The 21,390-nt window shown below is 34.3% G+C and carries 22 protein-coding genes and 1 pseudogene; 6 read left to right on the forward strand and 17 right to left on the reverse strand.

Translation table 11 applies throughout. The features are described from left to right. Positions 1-180 precede the first annotated feature (180 nt). The 3 genes from RBR53_04275 to RBR53_04285 all read right to left on the reverse strand — a co-directional run bounded on the left by RBR53_04275 (position 181) and on the right by RBR53_04285 (position 2,668). Positions 181-975 carry a sulfite exporter TauE/SafE family protein gene (locus RBR53_04275; protein MDY0131866.1) on the reverse strand — a complete coding sequence of 265 codons (795 nt, stop codon included), beginning with the start codon at positions 973-975 and terminating at the stop codon, positions 181-183. A 12-nt stretch (positions 976-987) separates the two neighbouring features. Further along, positions 988-1,656, reverse strand: a complete 669-nt coding sequence (locus RBR53_04280; GenBank protein ID MDY0131867.1) for a FadR/GntR family transcriptional regulator — start codon at positions 1,654-1,656, stop codon at positions 988-990. 409 nt (positions 1,657-2,065) lie between these two features. Further along, complete coding sequence (locus tag RBR53_04285; GenBank protein MDY0131868.1) at positions 2,066-2,668, reverse strand: hypothetical protein; 603 nt, start codon at positions 2,666-2,668, stop codon at positions 2,066-2,068. Between the two features lie 323 nt (positions 2,669-2,991). Between RBR53_04285 and yedE the strand changes: the two genes are divergently transcribed. The 6 genes and pseudogenes from yedE to RBR53_04315 all read left to right on the forward strand — a co-directional run bounded on the left by yedE (position 2,992) and on the right by RBR53_04315 (position 6,375). Further along, positions 2,992-4,083, forward strand: coding sequence for a YedE family putative selenium transporter (gene yedE / locus RBR53_04290; protein ID MDY0131869.1), 1,092 nt, complete (start codon positions 2,992-2,994; stop codon positions 4,081-4,083). 12 nt (positions 4,084-4,095) lie between these two features. After that, a complete protein-coding gene (locus RBR53_04295; GenBank protein MDY0131870.1) occupies positions 4,096-4,314 on the forward strand; it encodes a sulfurtransferase TusA family protein in 219 nt (72 codons plus the stop codon). Between the two features lie 62 nt (positions 4,315-4,376). After that, entirely contained in the window at positions 4,377-4,847 is a 471-nt protein-coding gene (locus RBR53_04300) for a DUF3343 domain-containing protein (protein MDY0131871.1), read from the forward strand. Beyond that, positions 4,844-5,707 carry an NAD(P)H-hydrate dehydratase gene (locus tag RBR53_04305; protein MDY0131872.1) on the forward strand — a complete coding sequence of 288 codons (864 nt, stop codon included), beginning with the start codon at positions 4,844-4,846 and terminating at the stop codon, positions 5,705-5,707. The genes RBR53_04300 and RBR53_04305 overlap by 4 nt, the downstream gene beginning before the upstream one ends. Positions 5,708-5,736: 29 nt before the next feature. Then, positions 5,737-5,916: pseudogene (locus RBR53_04310) on the forward strand (reverse transcriptase domain-containing protein). A 51-nt stretch (positions 5,917-5,967) separates the two neighbouring features. Next, on the forward strand, positions 5,968-6,375 hold the full coding sequence (locus RBR53_04315) for a group II intron maturase-specific domain-containing protein (protein MDY0131873.1): 408 nt from the start codon (positions 5,968-5,970) through the stop codon (positions 6,373-6,375). Positions 6,376-6,431: 56 nt separating this feature from the next. Here the strand turns inward: RBR53_04315 and RBR53_04320 are convergent, their stop codons facing one another. The 14 genes from RBR53_04320 to RBR53_04385 form a co-directional block, all read right to left on the reverse strand. Next, positions 6,432-6,662 (reverse strand): hypothetical protein, encoded by a 231-nt coding sequence (locus RBR53_04320; GenBank protein ID MDY0131874.1) that lies wholly within the window; start codon positions 6,660-6,662, stop codon positions 6,432-6,434. Further along, entirely contained in the window at positions 6,659-6,904 is a 246-nt protein-coding gene (locus tag RBR53_04325; protein ID MDY0131875.1) for a PIN domain-containing protein, read from the reverse strand. The genes RBR53_04320 and RBR53_04325 overlap by 4 nt, the downstream gene beginning before the upstream one ends. A 366-nt stretch (positions 6,905-7,270) precedes the next feature. Next, a complete protein-coding gene (locus RBR53_04330) occupies positions 7,271-8,062 on the reverse strand; it encodes a DDE-type integrase/transposase/recombinase (GenBank protein ID MDY0131876.1) in 792 nt (263 codons plus the stop codon). A 152-nt stretch (positions 8,063-8,214) separates the two neighbouring features. After that, complete coding sequence (locus tag RBR53_04335) at positions 8,215-8,493, reverse strand: transposase (protein ID MDY0131877.1); 279 nt, start codon at positions 8,491-8,493, stop codon at positions 8,215-8,217. 290 nt (positions 8,494-8,783) lie between these two features. Continuing rightward, the gene (locus RBR53_04340) at positions 8,784-9,557 is read right to left on the reverse strand and encodes an NERD domain-containing protein (GenBank protein ID MDY0131878.1); all 774 of its coding nucleotides are present in this window, start codon (positions 9,555-9,557) and stop codon (positions 8,784-8,786) included. A gap of 385 nt (positions 9,558-9,942) precedes the next feature. Continuing rightward, positions 9,943-11,877, reverse strand: a complete 1,935-nt coding sequence (locus tag RBR53_04345) for an AAA family ATPase (GenBank protein ID MDY0131879.1) — start codon at positions 11,875-11,877, stop codon at positions 9,943-9,945. Beyond that, complete coding sequence (locus RBR53_04350; protein ID MDY0131880.1) at positions 11,870-13,705, reverse strand: AAA family ATPase; 1,836 nt, start codon at positions 13,703-13,705, stop codon at positions 11,870-11,872. The genes RBR53_04345 and RBR53_04350 overlap by 8 nt, the downstream gene beginning before the upstream one ends. Before the next feature lie 400 nt (positions 13,706-14,105). Then, entirely contained in the window at positions 14,106-14,678 is a 573-nt protein-coding gene (locus tag RBR53_04355; protein ID MDY0131881.1) for a hypothetical protein, read from the reverse strand. Then, on the reverse strand, positions 14,675-15,997 hold the full coding sequence (locus tag RBR53_04360; GenBank protein ID MDY0131882.1) for a hypothetical protein: 1,323 nt from the start codon (positions 15,995-15,997) through the stop codon (positions 14,675-14,677). Before RBR53_04360 ends, RBR53_04355 begins: the two co-directional genes overlap by 4 nt. Continuing rightward, positions 15,990-17,267, reverse strand: a complete 1,278-nt coding sequence (gene dcm, locus RBR53_04365; GenBank protein ID MDY0131883.1) for a DNA (cytosine-5-)-methyltransferase — start codon at positions 17,265-17,267, stop codon at positions 15,990-15,992. The genes RBR53_04360 and dcm overlap by 8 nt, the downstream gene beginning before the upstream one ends. Continuing rightward, positions 17,264-17,605, reverse strand: coding sequence for a helix-turn-helix transcriptional regulator (locus tag RBR53_04370; protein ID MDY0131884.1), 342 nt, complete (start codon positions 17,603-17,605; stop codon positions 17,264-17,266). The genes dcm and RBR53_04370 overlap by 4 nt, the downstream gene beginning before the upstream one ends. Positions 17,606-17,834: 229 nt before the next feature. After that, entirely contained in the window at positions 17,835-18,737 is a 903-nt protein-coding gene (locus tag RBR53_04375; GenBank protein ID MDY0131885.1) for a DNA adenine methylase, read from the reverse strand. 1 nt (position 18,738) lies between these two features. Then, positions 18,739-20,268, reverse strand: a complete 1,530-nt coding sequence (locus RBR53_04380) for a hypothetical protein (protein MDY0131886.1) — start codon at positions 20,266-20,268, stop codon at positions 18,739-18,741. A gap of 139 nt (positions 20,269-20,407) precedes the next feature. Next, positions 20,408-21,244, reverse strand: a complete 837-nt coding sequence (locus RBR53_04385) for a tyrosine-type recombinase/integrase (protein MDY0131887.1) — start codon at positions 21,242-21,244, stop codon at positions 20,408-20,410. Positions 21,245-21,390: the final 146 nt, after the last annotated feature.

Below are 21,390 nucleotides of genomic sequence, written 5' to 3' on the forward strand. Positions count from 1 at the left end.
TTTATATTTAAGGAGCTTTAAGTCATATGAACGCTGTTTTTCATTATGCAATAAAAAAAACAGAACCACAAGAATTTAAAGGATGTTTCGAAAGGAAGGCAAGTTTTTCAGGACAGTTTAATTAAAACTTTAGTTAAATAATTTTTAAGCTTGCCGCCTTTTACGGCAAGCCCTTTTGTTTTAAAATAATGAAATAAGCATTCTTATTGCCAGCAGATAAAGAAGGCCCGCAAATATTTTTTTAAGTTTGTCCACAGGGAGACTATGGGCAAGCTTTGCTCCAAGGGGGGCAAAAATCATACTGGCAATTACTATACCTAAAAGTGCCTCAAGGTTTACAAATCCAAGGTTATATTCGGGGAGTCCTTCTATTCCAAGACCTGTGATTATATAACCTGCAGCTCCTGCTATGGCAATTGGAAACCCTATGCCGGCAGATGTTCCTATGGCTTTATGCATTTTTACATTACACCAGGTTAAAAAAGGAACTGAAAGTGAACCGCCTCCAATTCCCACAAGGCTTGAAAAAACACCTATTATTCCTCCTGCAGCAAACATTCCAGGAGCTTTTGGAATAGTTCTTGCTGGTTTTGGTTTTATTCCAAGGATCATTTGAGTTGCTACATAAAAAAGAAAAACACTGAAAAAAACCTTTAAAAAATTAGTTGAAAGCATAGATGCAAGCCATGCACCAGCAAAGGTTCCTGCAAGTATTCCAGGTGTTATTTTAAAAACTGTGGACCAGAACACAGCTTCTTTTTTGTGGTGGGCATACATGCTTGATATTGATGTGAAAATAATACTTGTAAGTGAGGTTCCCAGAGCCATATGAAGAATATAGGCTTCGTTTAGCCCAAAGTGGGTAAACATTATTGTAAGAACAGGGACTATTATAAGTCCTCCTCCTATTCCAAGAAGCCCCGCTAGAAAACCTGCCGCACTTCCAAGAGCCATGTAAAGCAGAAATGATGTCATGATTTAAGTCCTTTATTTTTTAATTGATTCTTCTATTTCTTCCAGGTGTTCAGCCATTAGGGCCCATACTTTTTTTGAATCTTTGTTTTTTAGAGCTTCTAAAATATTTTTATGAAGGATAATGGAGTTTTTTATTCTTTCAGGGGTGATCAGCTCTTCACCTCTTGTTTCTGCAATTATATTTCCAAGTTTTTCATAAAGACTTAAAAGAACTGAGTTTGAAGACGCTTTTGCTATTATTTTATGAAAATTTTCATCAAGTTTTGAATAGGTTGTTTTTGAATTAACAGCTTCCTTTTGGTCTTTGATAATTTTTTCAAGTTCAATAATTTGTTTTTCATTGATTTTTTCAGCAGCAAGAAAGGCAATCCCGGGCTCAATTATTTTTCTTAGTTCAATAATTTCTTTCAGCCTTTTTTTGCTGTTTTTCACGGATTTTTCCAAAATCCTTGAAATTATCTGGGCTGCATTTTCTGAAACAAAGTTTCCAGAACCTGGCCTGGTGAGTAATACATTTTTTTCTACCAGTGTTTTTATAGCTTCACGGACAGTGTTTCTTGAAACATTGTAATGAGAAGCAAGTCTTCTTTCGCTGGATATTTTATCTCCCGGCATTAATTTCGAGCTGGAAATCTGCTCTTCAATATCGGCTGCAATTTTTTCGTATCTTTTTAATTTCATAATAACTCCTTGTCTGGCCCAACCAGTAACAATAAAAAATCAATAAATCAAGAAAATTAATCTTTGGGATATAAGAATATTTTAGGATCAAATTTTGAATCTGAATTTGAAATGGGATAAAAGGCAGTTTTATTAGGGCCATTAATTAAGAAATCTGTTTTTACAAAGAATTGAGTTGTTGCGAAAACGGATTTTCAAAGCATGAATCAAATGGTTTATTAAACAAAAGTTGAGCGTTTCATATTTTTAAATTAAAAAATTTTTAATGAATTAAAATATAAAACCTTTCGGGCTTTCCAATTTTGTTGCATCTACTGCGTTAAATTGTATCACACATAGCAAAAGTATAGCCTGATACAATTTGCCGTTATATGCAGCAAAATTGAAAATCGCTTAATTTAGATTAAAGTTAAGGAAATCTGGACAATTTAAGATAGTTTACTGCCTTTGCATATTCAAGAAGTTGGTTTTCTGTTATATTTTTTCCGGAAATTGTTACAAGAAAACGGTTTACAACAACCAGCTGAACTTCTCCGTTTTTATTCATTTCATCATAGTTAACAACAGCTTTCTGGTTTTTTATTTTTTTTAGTTTTCCACCGCCAGATGACATCATCATTGGGTTTGACATCATCATCATTACTCCCTGCATGATAGGTGAGTCAGTAAGGATTGCAATTTTGATTCTGCTATTATCCTTTTGGTATGATTTTTCAGCTGAAAGACCACCTCCGAAAAGTTCTCCTGCTACTGAATTTGAAGTTGCCGGATTTGATGACCACCCAGTAAGAGGTCTGGGAAGAATCGTTTCAAGGGTTTCTCCTTTTTTTTGCTGAATAAGCTGGGTCGCATACCTAAGGGATGATATCGAACTTGTGAAGTCACCACTTTTATAATATTCCATTCCTTCATTAATAGAGTCTGTAATCTCATCTGCAAAGCAAGGTATTGAATAAATAGTTAAAACTAATAAAAAACAAACTGGTTTTAAAGCATTTTTGAAAAAACCCATTTTCTCTCCTGAAATTAAATTTTAAAAATAAAAATTGATGAAAGTAAAATATATAAAAAACTAAAATTAATTTATATGCAAGAAATTATGGAGTTCGTAATAAATTTTTTTAGTTGCTGAGTTTTTCAGATAGAAAAAAGAAAAGGTTTTATTATTGAAAAATTCTATCCACTTAAAAAAACTAATAGAATTTACGTATTTGACATGTATTTCCAACTCAACTTTAATTCCCTTAATTTTAAATGCTTACTGATTGGCTGAAAAAGCAGAATTTTGCTTCAGCAACTATTTATTGTTTTTTTAAATTATCAAGGAGGAGATTAATGCAGGGGAAAAACTTTTTCGCCTTAAAATGGGGAGTAATAGGAGTTGGTGCTATTATTGGAATTGCAGCGGCGCTTCTCCAAAAATTTGGAAACCCGGGAAACATGGGAATTTGTGTTGCCTGTTTTGAAAGGGATATTTCAGGGGCTCTTGGTTTTCACAGAGCCGGGGTTGTTCAGTATATAAGGCCTGAAATAATCGGGTTTGTTCTTGGATCACTTGTGGCGGCATATATGTTTAAGGAATTTCGTCCAAGATCAGGTTCAGCTCCCATAGTCAGATTTTTTTTAGGGGTTTTTGCAATGATAGGAGCTCTTGTTTTTCTTGGATGTCCCTGGCGTGCAGCGTTAAGGCTTGCGGGTGGAGATTTAAATGCAGTTTTAGGACTTTTTGGGCTTGCAGCAGGAATTTTTATTGGAACTCTTTTTTTAAAAAACGGATACAATTTAGGGCGAACCCAGAAAACAAAGAGTGGAGCAGGGTGGATTCTTCCTTTATTTATGCTTGGTCTTCTTGCTCTGATGCTTATTTATCCTCAGGTTGATGTAAGTGATAAAAGCGGAGTTCTTTTTTACAGCCTCAAAGGGCCCGGAGCCATGCATGCTCCATTAATTATTTCTCTTCTTGTGGGACTTGGAGTTGGATTTCTTGCTCAAAGAAGCAGGTTTTGCACAATGGGGGCATTAAGAGATTTTATTTTGTTTAAACAAACCCATCTTTTAGGAGGTTTTGTAAGTTTAATTGTTTTTGCTTTTTTTGCCAATTTAGTTTTGGGGCAATTTACTCCGGGATTTGAAGGACAGCCTGTTGCACACACTGCTCATTTTTGGAATTTTGCAGGAATGGCACTTGCCGGACTTGCCTTTGCACTTGCAGGCGGATGTCCTGGAAGACAGCTTTTTCTTTCAGGAGAAGGAGATACTGATGCCGCTGTATTTGTAATGGGGATGATAGTTGGAGCTGGGTTTGCTCATAATTTCGGCCTTGCAAGTTCTCCCAAAGGACTTGGGGAACATGGAATGGCTGCTGTGATTGTTGGATTTGCAGTATGTCTTTTTATTGGTTTTACAATGAGCAGAAAAAATGCATAGGAGATATAAAAAATGTCAGAAAAAGTAGATGCAAGAGGACTTTCCTGTCCCCAGCCTGTAATTATGACTTTGAATGCAGTTAAAAAAGGTTTTGATAAAAATCTTGAAATAATTGTTGATACCCGCACTTCAATGGAAAATGTGTCAAGAGCTCTACAAAGTAAAGGTCTTAAAATAAAAGAGGTTTTGGAAGACAGCGAAGTTTTTACAATAAAAGTTGAAAAGGAATAAATTTGTTAAGGTTTTTCAAAAAGCTTATTAAACCGAAAAAAAAATCCGCAGATCGTGGAATTATGGTTTTTGAAAACACAAGTGAAGTTATCCGTGCAGAAAAAATTTTGAAAAAAACAGGGCGGTCCATAAGTGTTATGGGCCCTCCCCCGGAAATACGCACAGGATGTGATCTTGTAATAGAATTTCCTTTGATTGAAGAGCTGGAGCTGAAACGGGAGCTTTCAAAAAGTAATATTTTTCCAGCTCAAACTGTTCCTGTAGGTTCAGGACTTTTACAACCTGTAAGCCTTTTTCATACAAAGGATTTTGGCGACTTTATTATGGTTCGGGCAGCAAATATGAAGATTACAATTTCAAAAAAAGACAGAAGAATTGTAAATATTTCAGGTGGAGGATGTCCTGATGTTCCATATCTTGCTGAAAAAATGACAGGAAAAACCCTTGAAGAATCACCAAATCCAGGGGATATCGGGCATACACTCTGCGGTTATGCTCTTCAGCTTGCCTATGAGGAGATTTTGAAAAAATGATAGGAATTGTTGGAACTGTTCCAGATGATAATTTTCCTTTGGTTCACGGAAAGATTGAATTTTCAGGGGATAAAATAAAAATTAATAACAATTTTGTTTCCATAAACAGATGCACTCTTGCACTTATGGCTGCTGCTCTTAAAGTTTCTGAAACAGTAAAATGTCCTGAAATATATGGTTTTTTAGTGGGAGATACAGGAAAAGGCTATGGAAGCAGAAAACTTTATGAATTTTTAACAAAAAATCTTTCTTCTTTTGATCTTGATATTTTAACTTTTCACTATCTTCAGCCCGATGTTGACTGGCACAACAAAATACTTTTTGCTATTGAGGATATGAAAAAAAGGCCGGTTCTTATTGCAGATGCAGGATTTATGTATGCAGCCAAAATGAGCGGTCAGGCTCTTTCCTATGATTTTTTTACTCCCGATGCCGGAGAACTTGCTTTTCTTGCAGATGAACTTGCACCTCATCCCTTTTATACAAGGGGATTTATTCTTTCAACTGATGAAGACTTGCCCTTACTTGTAAAAAGAGCATATAAACATGAAAATGCAGCAAGAAATTTAATAGTAAAAGGTAAAACAGATTATATTGTAAAAAACGGAGAAATTCTTAAAACACTTGATTCTCCTTCCTTTGATTCAATGGAGGCAATAGGAGGAACAGGAGATACAATAACAGGGATTTTAACAGCTCTTCTTGGTGCTGGTTTCGATTTTACAAAAGCCGGAGAAATGTCTTGTCTGTGCAATAGAATAATTGCAGAACTTTTAAATCCTACCCCTGCTACCCAAGTAGCTGAACTTATTGATAAAATTCCTGAAGCTATGTTAAAAATTTTAGACGGTAAATTCTAAAAATTTAATCTCGTTATGATCTTGACAAGGAACTGGAAAGACGTAGTCATCACTTTGTGAGGTACGCTGACGACTTTATCATTATGGTAAAAAGTATGAGTGCCGGTAAACGTGTGATGGCAAGTATCCAAAGGTTTCTCGAACATAAGCTTCGGCTCACAATCAATAAGAAGAAAAGCAAAGTAGCACCCGTAAGAGAGTGCGGATTTCTTGGTTTTGTATTTGTAAACGGCAAAATCAGATGGAGTGAAAAATCCTTTCTGGAATTTAAACGGCGTTTGCGCCTCTTTACCGGAAGAAGTTGGTTTGTCTTAATGGAGTACCGATACAAGAAGTTAGCGGAATATGTCCGGGGCTGGATGAATTATTACGGGATATCGGAATACTACCGACCAATCCCGGGAATAGATGAATGGCTTCGCCGCCGGATGCGGATGTGCTGCTGGAAACAATGGCGGTATACCCGTACCAAAGTCCGAAATCTTCTTAAATTGGGAATATATAAAAAAGAGGCCATCTCAACATCACTCAGCCGAAGAGGGCCATGGCATCTGTCCAGAACTATGGCAACACAGGCCGGTATGACCAATAAATGGCTATCTAAACAAGGGCTAATATCTGTCAAAGAACAGTGGTTGAAAATTCATTACCCGGCTACGGTCCGGTAATTTTGGTGAACCGCCCTATGCGGACCCGCTTGTGGGGTGGTGTGGGGGCTGGGGGATTAAAACCCCCGGCTACCCGATTGGGCTCTATTCTTTTCAGCTTTAATTTGAGCAATAACATCATCCATGGATATCTTATCCAGCCAATTATTTCGATCTTTTGTATAATCACCTTGGCCTACAGAGAACTGATTCAGAAACCTAATGGTGTCAACAGCACCCATTTCTTTGAATAGAATGTGAGTAGCTCTACGGCTGATTTCAAATACTGGCTTTGTTTGGGTATTCATATATATAGCTCCATCACCAATTCGGTAGGGGATACTACCTTGGTATTTAATCCATCAAAACCCTTAGCTTTTTTCAAAAATTTGTCATCACATGTACAAAAATACCCCACTTTCGAAGCGGATGCAAATGCCAAATGTAAAGCGTCAAGCGGTTTCAAACCTGAGACTTCCAGTTTTTTCGCTAATGCTTCTATTTCTTGAGATAATTCAAGAGCTTCTTTTGCAATTTTAAGAATTGCCAATGAAGCCTCCTTACGCTCCTGATCGGGAATACGACCAATCTCGAATAGTAGAGCATCTGATGAGATAAGGTTTAAATCATGTGACTCGCACAATGATAAAATAACAAGGACTGCTTCAGCTTCAACAGCTATCCTTGGATATGATTCGGGTCAACCCCTTTTTTATGGAAAAATTTATCTCGTAATTTTTTATAATACTTTCCTTATAAATAATGACTTATTGGAGTTTATTTTTTTCTTAACCTGTTTTTTAATAACTTCGTTGCTCTGTAAGTCAAGGGGAAATTGGTTCCCCCAAGGGGCCCCACCAATTTCCCCTTGACTTACAGCTCCACTACGTTCTTTTTTTTACAGGTTAAGAAAAAATTATACCTTTACTGGAGATATCTTAAGCTCCTCTTTCATTTTATATGAATTATAAACTTCCATCGGAGTTTTCATTCCAAGTGAACTGTGAACCCTGCGATAATTATAAAAATTTATAAAATCTACAACTTCTTTATATGCCTGGCCATAGCTGTTAAAGTATCTTGGCTGAAAGAACTCAATTTCAAGTATGGAATTAAATGCTTCTATATGGGCATTTTTGTTGGGAGTCCGAACCGGTATCAATTCATGCAGAATCTGTTTTTCCCCTAAATCTTCAATGTGATTGATAAAAACTTTTGATGTCATCTGAGGTCCATTATCACTTCTTATTACAAGCTGATTTTTTTCTGGAATATCAAATTTCTTTAAAGCACATGACAATGTAAAAGCCAGGTCTTTTCCTGTGCATCTTAGACCTACATAATAATCGACAATAAATCTCATACATACATCTATTATTGCCATAACAAAGAAAAATCTTTTTTCTCCATGAATATAACCATATTTTAAATCTAATTCCCACATTTGTAACGGCTCTGTTATTATTCTGTTCTGGCTCATTTTTTTATGTCTGTTTTTTTGACGTTTCTTTTTTCCAGGAAGCAAAAGCTTATTTTCTTTACACAGACGGTATACTTTTTTGTGATTAACTCTGTAATTATAATCTCTTAGCAGGTATGCCGATAATTTTTTACAGCCTCCGCCATTAATGAACTCTTTACGATCTCTATAGCCCTTGAGAGCTTCTGCAATGAGTTCATCAGGTATGATGTCACCATTACAATCCATGCTATAACCGGGAAAAGGCCTGCCTTTATTTTTTCTTCTGCCATCGGAACATACTTTATTTTTTTGGCTGTACCAGGTTGAATTTGCAACACCTGCAAACTTCAATACCTTATTAACAGGAAAACCAATATTTATAAATTTTTCAGCTACTTCTATTCTTTGAGCCAGAGTTGGTTCGTTTTTTTTAAAAGCTCTTTTAAAATTTCATTCTCTAATTTTAAGTCTGAAATTTCTTTTTCATAAGCTTTTTTGGATTTTTTTGCCTGAATTTTTTCTTTGTTTTTTTCTCTTCTTATCCAGCCGTATATTGTAGTTGGCGGTATTCCATATTTTTTTGCTACACTGCTGTAATTGCCTGTTTCAAAGCAGTCTTTTAAAACCTGTGATTTAAATTCTTTGCTATAAACTTGTTCAGATTTTATTTCCCCCATCTTTTGCTCCTTTCTTACTCTGTTTTTTTAACATAACTACGAGCAAAATGTCTCCATATTATATAGGGGGTTAAAGAGGATTTATCATCGAACGGTCGTTGTAAACAGCAACAATCAAGATAAACTCTCATTTTAGAACTTTCCTATTCGTTAACACATATGTTCCAGTTGCCCAACGCCCGCTTAAGGGGCAGCCAACGCCACTACCAAGCTTCCGCATAACACTGTAACCACAAAAACCAACGCATAATAAAAATGCCACGCGTTGGCTGTCCCTCTTGAAGCGTTTGTTAGTTGAATTTTTCCACTGACCTACATTTAGGGAAAGAGGAACAACCCCAAAACTGTTTACCTTTATCTTCACCACGCTTGGTTTCACGCACAACCATATCAGAGCCACAACGTGAACATTGCTTTATGTTTTCTTTTAAAGCAACCAGCTCTTTAACATGTTGCCTGTGCTTTAGATCTGTAACCACGCCTTTCTTGAGCTTAACTTCGTTGATGGACGAAATAATTTGAGCGTATTCAGCATCTGAAAATACTGGCTGGATGAACTGCTTAATGTAATCCAAGCAACCTCGTGCGTAAGTAACATTATTAGGCATATCAGTTTTAAACGTACTATCACCAATAAAAACGATGACCGAATGCAACTTAGATGAATCTATACCCAGCAATGATTCAAGAGCTTTGATATGTTTATAATTTTGATGGAGAGGATTCTGAAATTTGGAAGTATGCCGATAGATTTTTTGAGTCCATTGTTTTTGACTTTTTGAGCCAAAGATCCACCCTTTCATATTTTTTGTTTCAACAACAAAAATACCAAACTTAGATACAACAACGTGGTCAATTTGTGTTGTGCCATCTTCAGTGGGTAAAGTTACATCTTTTATTAACGTGTAATCTGATTCAGATAACTGTGACAGCAATCTGTTTACCAAATACTCGCCAAACAGACCTTTAAACCATCGACTCTTGAATATCGAAACGATGAGTAACAGAGGTATGATGTACCAAACTTGAACTAAAGCACCCGATAGTAATCCTAAAATATCCACGAAACCTCCTTATTCAACTAACGCTGAAGTTCACCTGCATTTTGTAGCGGAGCGGAAAAATGTCAGGCGCAACGATTTGTTATACATTTTTTTCATTCTCCATCTTATACTCTCAACGGTTGGTGTATGAAGCGTTGGGCATTTCGAAGCACTTTCCTGTCAAACCGCCACAAAGTTTATTAAGTGTAACATCCTTGAAATTAGCACTATCCGCCCAATGATTTATACACTTTGTTACCAACTGGCTGTTTTCTTTTTCAATCATTTATCTTTCAATTTTGCTACACATTTCCAATTCTGTGATGCTGGCAAGACATACTCTTTTGCAATTTTGGGGCAAGCGTTGGCTTGTGTGAATTGCAAATGTGTATGGCTTTTGCGGTGGCTATTCTAATTCTACTACTTCCCATATTCCATTATTTATTTCTGACAAATCTCTATCAAATCTATCTTTATGTATTGCAATACACAGCAAATGAGTAGGTCTTGAAAATCCAACATAACTCATTTTCATAGCCTGCTTTCTATAAACTCCATTCCTATTAGTAGCTTCTCCTAAGAATAATTCTTTTAAGTATTCTGATTCGTATTTACCTTGATAAAATGTTTCCAAATATAGTGTCGCAGTATGAGTTTGTCCTTTTGCTGAATGAATTGTTCCAATCTCAATTACTATATTGCCTGATTTATAAATATTAGTTTGCTCTAAAATCTCGATATCTTCAATATTTATTTCACTTTCGTTATTAATAAAATCATTTGAACGCGCTATTTCTTTATCAAATAAATGTAAAAATGTAGGGATATATTCTTTTACTAACTCAAATGTTTCTTCTGACTTACCCTTAATAACTGCGATTGACCATTTATAAATATTTAGTTTTAAACTTTCATATTCATTTGTAAAATTCTCTTTTAGAAATTGAAGCAGTTTTCTTTTTGAATAAAACCGACTATTTTTATCGAGAATATTTTCCAGTCTCATTACTTTTAGTAAGGCATTCAAAATATTCTTCCTGACAGATTCTAATGTCTTCTTCTCTTTATCTAAAAACAATAAATAGTCTTTAAGAACTTTAAAATCAATTTGTTTTTTGTAACCAGCTACTGAATAATCATTCCAATAATCGGAAAGTCCAATTTTATCTGCTTCTTCATTTTCCTTTCGCCAGGCAATAGCCATGAAACTATTATTTGCCTGTACCGGAATATTTCCATTTTCTTGAAGCTCTGTTATTATTTCTGAAAATTTTGGTATAACATCTTTGATGGTTGTGTTATCGAAAACGATAATATGAGGTTTTATATCAATTTCAGAATTGTCTTGATTTTTGTTGCGACCTACGACTTCATTAGGTGTTAAAGCAAGATTTTCTACTATTGGTGCTGTTTTAGCATTTAGTCTATGGCTTCCGTTTAAATAAAGAGTATTTTCTCGACTATCCCATATCTCTTCAATTTTTGCACTACCATTGAATATTGCTTGATTTTTATCACCAATTCTTTGAAAGAAAGCAATACTATTTCCATCATCGTAAAAAAGTTTTTCTAATAACTCATATTGATGTATGTCCATATCTTGCATTTCATCCACAAAAACATACTTAAATCTGTTTTGAAGTAAAGTTTTATTCTTGGGGGCTATTGCTAAATGAAATTGAGCTAATGTATACGCATCGTCAAAGTGTAAATATCCTTTTTGTATTAAATTGATTTTAAAATTTAAAAGTGCTTTATAAGTTGGCTTAGTTGAATCCTTTAATTTAAAATTTTCGGGTTTGCCATTTATATAACTTTTTAATTCTCCTTGTGTTGTAATCCTAATAGATTTCAAGAATGACAATCCATCGTTTTGTCTATCTAAATATGTTTTTAATCCATAATTATTAGTGTTATTGTAAAAGCGCTCAACCTGTTCATCATAAATTTCATTATCAATTCTAAAGGGTTTTTCCTTAAAATAATTCACATAATATGGAATTGCCAAAAAGGAATCAACAAAACTTTGTATAGTTCCTACAAAATTAGGATAGCTAAAAAGCTTAGGACAAAACTTGCCAATTCTATCACGAATTTCATCAACAGCTGCATTTGTGTGGGATATTGCAAGAATGCCGGAATTATTTTCTAATGGCATATACTTTTCAAGGATAACTAATTTTGCTAAAAGTGCAGTTGTTTTTCCACTGCCAGGCACTGCTTGCAAATCAATTGTTTCTAAATTTTTGATAAATGCAATTCTTTCGGCATCAAAATGCTGATTTTCTTTTAATAAGATTTTTTCAGCGTAAATAATATCTGCATCAGTAATATTAATCATTGCACACATATTTGATAGCATCTATTAAATACTTAATTGTAGCATCATTTTCATCAATTACAATCTCCGCGTCAGTTTCAATTTTTTGTGCAAGATTATAAGCAATTTCGGTTTTTTTAAGTCCTTTATTAATTAACTTCTTTGCTAATTCTGCTTCGTAAATATTTTCATCGGTTTGAGGATGAACAATTTTAAAAATTTCTTTAAATTTTAGATTTAATGATGTGGATTTAAATAGAGCGTATTCAAGTGTCCAATTTGGAGCGACAAAAACTTTGACACTTTGTTTTTCCCATTTAGCAATAATCTTTATTTTTTCTGCCTCTGATTCAGCTGTAACAGTTGCAGTATCTCTTTTTAAAAATTCATATTCTGTTTTACCATCACCTGTTTTTATGATATTATCATTTTCATCTTTTTTGGCACTTTTTTCATAGTCTCTAATATCAACATCAGTGATAATTGAAACTGGGATATCTATTTCAGGGTTATTCTTTCGAATAAAAATAAGCGAATAATGCAGAAATGCTGTATTGCCAATATTTACTATTGAGACACCTGCTTCTGTCAAATCCTTTGAAATTATTCCTTGTGACTTGAGTTTCTTTGCAAGAGAGGGGATTAAAATTTCTTCTGCCCAGCCTTCTACAATTATAACACCTTTCGCAAAAAACAAGTTAGCTTTTGTTGTGTCTAAGAATCGTTCAAGAAACGAATAATTTTCTGGGTTCAATTCTGTATAGTTTGAACCAAGAGGGAATGCATTGTTATTTGAACAAAGTATTAAATTTTCAAGTTTTATTTTCGAACCTAAATTAGGACTGTGTGTAGTTAATATGAGTTGAATATTTTCTTCAAGTTGAAGCGCTTCAATTATTTGCATTTGGGCTTGAGGATGTAAATGCGCTTCTAATTCTTCGATAAGTCCAAGACGCAAACCACTCCAATTTTTCTTTTGTAAGTGGAGTAATTCTGAAGCCATAAAAAGGCGGTTTAAAGTGCCTAATCCGGGGTTAATTTCATTTTTAATTGATAGCTCCAATTTCTCTAAAATGTTTTTTAGTGTTCCTCCAATTACACCAAAGTTTGATTCTTTATCTTTATCATAAAATGCTTGAATAAATTTGTCAATTTCGTCTTTTAATTCTTTACCTTTTTTATTATCCCCTTCTAAATCCCCACCATCTTTGTTCTTGCCTTTAAAGTATTCTTCAACAGAGATGTTGAAATCTCTGAATAGTTCAACTAAAATGTGGTTTTCTTCTTTCCCTTTAAATGCATCGTGTCCTTGTAAGATTTGAGATAATCTTGAATTTCTACGTGGAACCAATTCTCCATATGCATCACGTAATGGCTTTAAGTAAGTTGCTTTTAAGTATTCCCGAGCTTCTGCAGTAAGTTGATATCCGACTTCATCAACTCCAGCTCGAATATCAGAAGGAAATATATAGTAATCATCAATATTTCTGCTGACATCATAAATTAATCTCAAATAAGGTTTTGCTTCTTCGCCACTACCTTCCCAACCTAACCATTCAGTAAAATTTTTAGCTTCATTATCTGAAAGTTCAGTAAAATTTAATTCTATTCTAAACCTTATAGTATCTAAATAAAAATCATCGTGATTTACTCTTAGCCAATCGTAGCTATGCGTTTTTAAAACTAATTTAATTGCATCAATTATTGCAGTCTTTCCTGAATCATTTTCTCCAATTAATACATTCAGTCCATTCGTGAAATCTAAGTCTAAATTTGGTTTTTCAATATCAAAATCTGTTCTTGTTCCAAATTTTCTAAAGTTCCAAAGTTTTATATTTGATAAATACATAGTAATTCCTTTTTTGGCGTTGGCAGAAAATAGCTCTTTTGGTTTTTTAGGATTGGGATTATGTGCGTTTGCAAAAAACCAAATGTGCTATTTGTGCGTGGGATTTTTTATTCTTTTTTTTCTTGTAGCAAATTGTCATATGCTCGGTCTTTTTTCAGCTTGTTGGTAACGGTCAAGTATAAGCGTAGTGCGGGATTAGAAGCACTTCACTTTCGGTTTACCACTATGTTTGTTAATAATCACTTACTTTAAATTTAGCTCTTTAGCCCGCATTACGCTTATACAGTGTTCTCTGCTGGCTTTTTTTCGTTCAGATTGGTTTTCAGCATTGGCGAGCCATACTCTTTTGCAATTTGGGTTTTGTGCGATGGCTTGAGCGAATTGCAAATGTGTATGGCGGTTATTGGAAATCATTTGTAATTATTTCAACTAATTGCTCAAAGTCGGATATTCCATTTATGTTGTTGGTTTCAATCCAGTTTATTCCATTTCCAGGCAAGTAGGTTAAAATTCCTGTCTTAAAATCATATTCACTATTCTTCACTGTTACTTTCCAATCCATAGGTAGCTTGTTTAGTTTAAGAATTTCTCCAAAATCCGAGGAGAGTTTATTCGGAGACGTGCCTTTGACAATTAGAAGTAGCAAACCAGTTCCTATATTTTTCGCCACCTGTAAATATCCTGTAAGCTGTGAATAATCTTTTAATGAAAGTTGAGTCAAATATTTTGCTTCGACCAAAATGAAGTGAATCTTGTTTGTTTGTTTTATACCAAACAAAATGTCAAGTTTTAGTTTGGGAATATATTCGTCAGGGAATGGGTTGGATACTTTAAGTAAGTCACAGACTTCAGAAATCATCGAATCAAGTGACTTGTTTTGACTAAATGTAATTTCGAAGCTATTGTCCAAATAGCCTTGTAAATACTTTATGAATTTATTTGCAAATTCTTCGTAAAAATCTATTTCTTTCATCTCGTTAATTCGATATCTAAGCCTTTAGTTTTAGTTTGTGTTTTGATAAGCTTCTGATTTGTCTTGCTTGCAATATTTGAACAAATTATCGCTCTGTCGTTTGAAGGGTTTAGAATCATTATTGGCTCATTATCTGTGTTTGCTAAGCTATGTAGCATTAAAGTAGTTTTGGCATTTTGAGTTAATATTTCTTCCATCGGTCCACTATGCCTTTTGCCGTTCAATTTTTCAGCTGTCAAAAACGCTAACCCTTGTTCTATGCCATAGTATTTTAAATAGTTGCTGTTATCTGAAAGTAATGCATTCACAGTTTGAGACTTTTTCATAATGTCGTTTTCTGGAAAATACGTTTCTGTTATTTGATAGAAATGTTGACTGACTTCTTTTAAAGTTCCTTTGGATAGTCTTGGAAAGAATGAGATTAAAGAATTCTTTTCAGATACAACTTTCTTAACTTCTTCAGTTGGGGCATATTTGCAACCGAGTGAAGCACAATAATGAAAATAGTGGAAGTAAAGTTTGTTCCGAACTTCCTCAGGCAAACTCGTTGAATTCATTTCATTATGAACCGTGAGTGGGCTTGGTTGACGGATTTTTCTAAATGGACAACTATGTTGTTCTTCTTTCTTTTGTCTTTTCTTAATTTTTGTTGCATCTATTGCTTTCGCCTGTAATGCGAAGGAATGAGTAGCAAGGAATGATTGAACTAAAAAGCGAATCTTAAACCCCTTTTTCCAACCCTTATAATACGGGTCAGCCTTGGCGTGCTGGTTTGGGTGATTGTATAGAATTTGGTCAGTTGTACTTCCTAAGTCAGTTAACCAAGAACACAATTGCACAACCAATTTAAAGTTTTTTGTACTTCCTGGAATTTCAATGGAAACTACTGGTGCATCGTCATTGAATCTTCTATGTGATAAAGTAATACTTGCCCTTGTGTCGAAGAAACCACTTAAAAAACTTTCGGCATTAATCCCTTTTAATTCACTTTTGGCTGTACTAAGGTCAGCTGTATTAAGAATGAAGCCCGAATTTGGAAGATTTAAATTTTTAAGGTCGTTCCTTATGTTAGTGAAATCTTGATTATCAATCGGCTTAATAAACCAACGATTATTTCCTATTTCATAAGTAACCTTTAATCCGTATTCAGAATTGAATAATCCCGCAATTCGTTGCAAAATATCAATGGCGATAACATTCATTTTTGTGGGTTCCATTCCCCATTTTTTGAATGGCAACTCAATAAGGAAAGAATCTTTATCTATTTTTCCAGCACCAGTGAATAATCCGAGTATATAAGATTTGTTATGATTAAGCATTTATTTCCAAGTGTTTTGAAATTGCTTTGGCAATAACCCAACCCAAAATTGGAGGTACAGCGTTGCCAATTACCTTGTAAGCATTTGAAATAGTTGTGTATGGAAAAACAAAATCATCTGGAAATGATTGAATTCTTGCTATTTCTCTAATCGTGTATCTTCTGTTCTCGAAAGGGTGAGTAATTCCACAGGCTTCGGGTTGAGCTGAAGCAGTGATTGTTCCATTTATCTCAGTAAGAGAAAACCTTCTGTAAAAGTTAGGTGCTCTATATTTTTTTGGATTGTCGTGAATCTTCTGAAAGCGAGGAGACATATCTTCTCTATCCATATTTTTCCAAGAGCGACCCTTATGAATTTTTTCAGGCAACTCATCTATTGGGGTATTGTTTTTAAACTTTTTTAGAACAGCTTTGCTTCCGTAACAAGGACCAATTTTATCGACCATATATTGTCCAGAGGGTGAATACTTCCAGTAATCTTTAGCTTGTGGTAGTTTGGAGTCAATATCAGAGAGGATAGAGCCAAGCATCAATTCGTAAGATGCATTTTTTTCATTCGGTAATTCATATTCTTGAACCACCTTATCAAGTAAATCAAAGTCGAATCTTCCGTACTCTTTTTTAATACCAATTATTATTAAGCGGTATCTTGCAGAAGGAACACCGTAGTTACTTGCCTTTACAAGTTTGTAAGTTGTTTTATATCCGAGTTTTTCTGTCCTTTTTACAATTTCATCAGGAATAGATGTACCATCAGGCATTTTAGAAGACATAATTCCCCTTACATTTTCAAAAACAAAGCCTTTAGGTTTGTTTTGAGAGTTTTCCTTTTCAATTAGTAATTTTTCGCATTCTTCAAACAGACTTCCCCTTTCATCATTGATACCTTTTCTTTTACCTGCATTAGAGAAAGGCTGACAAGGAAAGCCTGCTGTCATAAAATCAAAGTCTGGAATAATTGAGTGAGGTATTTCACGAATATCAGCTTCTATAATCTGGTGGTTACCAAAATATTTTTCGTTTGCTTCATAAACTTTAGTTGCAGCCGCATCGATATCATTTGATAAAATGGTCTGAAAATTATTCTTACTGTATTTTTTACCCCTAAATTCAAACCCACCTTGAAACCCTAAATCCATACCGCCACATCCCGAAAAAAGAGACAAAACCTTGAAATCAGTCGTATGGGTTTCTTGTTGCGGTTTAAAGTTAATTTTTGATTGAAAGTCTTCAACTATGGATAAAGTTTCTATATCATTCGTGTAACTCATAAAGTATCCAATTTTAATTGTTTGGAGGATTTGGCTTTTATATATTTCACTGCTTGTTCAGCAATTGTCAATGTGGATTCAGGGCAATTGTATTCTATCATTTCCTTTGCAAACTTATGTGCAAAGTATAATTCAGAAATTTTAGATATGTCAATCTCAAAAACACTAGCTAAGGTTTCTAATTTCTTAGAGCTTAGCTGTTTGGTTCCATTTTCAATTCTGCTAACCGCACTTGAATTGATACCGATTTTTGCCCCAAATTCGGTTTGAGTCCACCCTTTTTGCTCTCTTTGGTGTTTAATGAACTCTCCGAAACTTGTTGTTTTTAGGTTTGCCATATTTAGTTTGACCCATTTTTGACAAAAATACTAAATAATTTCGTAAGACACATCTTTTTGATTGGCAAAAAAAGCAATGTGTGCGATAGCACTCTTTGCTTTTGCGGGTGGGTTTTAGCTTGCAGAGAACGGTCAAGTGTATGAGCAGTAGCGGATAGAAGCCACTAACTTTTCGGTTTACACTTACATTTGTTAATATTCATCGACCTTTATTTTAACACTAAACCCGCTATTGCTTATACACAATGTTGGCGGTAGTTTTTCCTTTCTTAAGCTTGAATTTTAAAGGATTCCAATTTTCTATTTCAGGTTTTTTAATATTATCGCTAAAAAACATAATCTCTTTACCTTCCCTTATTTCGTACGCTGTGTGCTTAAAGGAGAATTCCTTTTTGCGACAATCAGCATACAGTTCTTGAATTTCAGGAACATTATCATATGACACTATCCACTTGATGTTTTCAATAGATTTTATTTTATCACTTACATTTTTATGATTGCTGTCTTCATAATGATTCATATACAAAGTACTCGCTTTCAAGTAATATGGAGGGTCAAAATAAAAGACAGTATTATCATTTTCAGCTTCGTGTTGAATTTTATCAATTAATTTTATTGCGTCTTTCTTATAAAGTCGGATGTTTTTTTTATGTTCTGCAATTGTTCTTATTCTTTTTATAAGATCTGATTTATTAAACCTACAGTCCATTAAATAATTTCCATTTTGTTTGATTCCACCCATCACGCCTGCGTTAATTATTCCTGAACGGTTGGTGCGGTTCAAATAGAAAGTTGAGAAGCCTAAATCAAGTAGGTCAGCTTTTATTTTGTTCGATTGAATTGCACGTTGTCTTTTCCATTCTTCAACATTTAATTCAGCCGTCTCAATTTTTGCACATAGTTCCTCTGTTTTATTTAATACAGAATGCCAAAAAGCATAAATTGAACGATCTTTGTCGTTAATTGTGATTTTCTGGACAAAACCTTCTATCAACAAAAATAATGCAACTGAAGCACCGCCAGAATATGGTTCAACATAATGTCCATTAATATTATTGTCGATACAAATTTTTGCTATAAATGCAGAAAGTTTATTTTTTCCGCCGGGATATCTTAAAGGTGAATAAAACATATTATAGCTTGGTTAAATCTAAAGAGTTTAAGAAATCAGTATCATCTTGAAGCATAAACTCGATTAAATCAATCAAGTTGTCGCAAAGAGCCTTTGCATTTGCGGGCACAGCCGCTACACGATAATTATGGATTATTTGGTGCGGATTTTGAATATCGAAGTCTTCAAATGCTTTTCTTATACCTGTGTCTTTGATTAATTCAGAGAATTTAGATTTTAATGTATCAAAATTTGTATAGGGCAATAGATTGCCTCTTCTATCTTTAAAAGCTAAATCAAAATGATTGGCTGTTTTTATCGGGTTACCGTTTGGTTTATTGGTATTTTCCACTACATACTTAAGTGTACATTCAAGAGTAACCCTAGTTAATGCGGTTTTCGCATTCGCAAAATTATTTTCATCTAGATTATAACATTCATCAATCAGTTTTTTCAGAGGACTAGGTATTTTTTTTCTTTTTAAAGTTGGTTTTGATTTAACACTGAATCTACCTGAACCACTGCCTGAATTATTTGTGTTTCCTGTATTGGACGCACCTGTATTGCCGCTTCCTGAACTACTGCTACTACTACTACCTGTTCCTGAGCTACCTGAATTAGAAGGACCATCAGAAGTATTGCTACCTGTTGAACTACCATCAGACTGAGTATTTGTTGAAGAATTGCCTTGGACACTTCCTGTTGTTGAGCTGGTTGAAGCGGATTTATTAGGTGGGAATCCAAAAGGCTTGAGCAAATCTAGAAATGCATTAGCTCCCATATCATCAATTGTTCTAGAAGACGTTTCTGGGTTTTGAATTAGGTAAGGTACAACTGCATTTACAAATGATTCAAACAAGTCTTTATCTTTTATTATTATCTCACTTGTTTTACGTCCAAAATTGTAACCACATTTGCTTCGTACTTTAAAAAGTCGTTCGAATACAATTGTTTTACCTCCAGTTTTACCTCTTCCTTCTCTTACCAATTTTTTGAAGTCTTCTCCTTTGATTGCAACAGCTTTGTGATAAAATGTTGCAGTTTTAATAAAATCTCTTGGGTTTGAGTCAATGTCAGATAAGGATTCTATTGAATTTCCACTCGAGAATAGTCTGTAAATTTCTATTGCTTTAGCAATTCTGCCCCATTTCTTAAATAAGTTGCTATTATGCTCTAGTCGAATCCTTTTGTCCAAATCCTCTAGTTGATTGTATTCTAATACTGGCAGTTTTTTTATTTCGAAACGTGATAAACCTAATTCATACTTATTTGGCGTCTGCAATGCTTTAACGGCAGCACACCTCCGGTTACCATCTTTAACAAGAAACTTTCCATCATCTAATTTAAAAACCCAAAGAGGTCTATCTTCATAAAACTCTTGAGCTTCAGAAATTGCTTCTGCTACTTCTTCAGCTGATTCAGTATATAGAAGATATTCTACTATGTCACTCTCTTTGTCACTTCCATTATAGAGTTCTGCAAATCGTGGATTCTCCTTGTCTAGGATTAGCTTATCAAGTTCAATTTCTTTTTGAGTATATTTTTTAGTCATATTTTATATGGTTGTTTAGTTCTTTATCGTTTCTTCAAATTACCGCCAACGTTTGTGTATAGTTATTGTTCTTACACTGCCAAATTGGAGGGATAAGAACAATTGTTTATATTTTCCCTTTATAATTTTCCTGCTCCTTCTAATCAAAAAACTCGTCAATTGGATTCTTGATCTTATCAATAGCTTTTTTGGAGACATGAGTATATATCTCTGTAGTCTTAGAGCTTTCATGCCCCAACAACTCTTGAATATATCTTAAATCAGTGCCCTGTTCAAGTAAATGTGTTGCAAAACTGTGACGCAACATATGCGGAGTGACATTTTTACGAATCCCAGCCTTAAATGATGCCTTTTTTAAAATATTTGCCACACTGGTTGGAGAATATTTTCCTCCACTCTGCCCTTCAAAAAGATACTTCTTAGGGTGATATTCTTTATAATATTGTCGTAATAACTTCAAAATGTTTTCTGATAGCAAAGTGATTCGATCTTTCTTTCCTTTCGCACCAAGAATGTGAATTAACATTCTTTCAGAATCAATGTCAGCAGGTTTTAGGTTCAGCAACTCACTTCTTCTCAATCCTGCCGAATAAATAAGCATCAGAATACATTTATGTTTTATATTGCCAGTGGAGTCCAAAATACTTTTTACTTCGTTTTTACTTAAAACCTTGGGTAATTTATTTTCTTTTCTAGGACGATGAAGCTCGTAATATTGTTTTTCTCTGCCGAGTACTTTCTCAAAATAAAATTTCACAGCATTTATTCTCTGGTTCTGCTGACTTGTTGAGATATTTTTTGATTTTATAAGGTCTAGAATATATGAGTTTATTTGTTTAGTGGTTACATTTTCAAGTTTTTCTTCTCTGAAATACATACAAAAGTCCTTAAAATAACTGCAATATATGTCCTGAGTATTTTGGCTATATCTTTTCTGAATAAGTAAATTTTTGTATTGTCTCAAAACTTCTTTCATTTCATTTGCGCTTTTTATGTATAACGTCAAAATCAGCGGCGCGTTTTTATGCGTCCGCTGGATTTACTTGTTGTGCGGCGTCGCAGACTCATTGAGCAACCTTTTTGCCTGCGCAATTACAGTTCTCGGAAACTCGATATTCAGAG

The sequence above is a fragment of the Desulforegulaceae bacterium genome (assembly GCA_034006035.1).
GTDB lineage: Bacteria > Desulfobacterota > Desulfobacteria > Desulfobacterales > JACKCP01 > JACKCP01.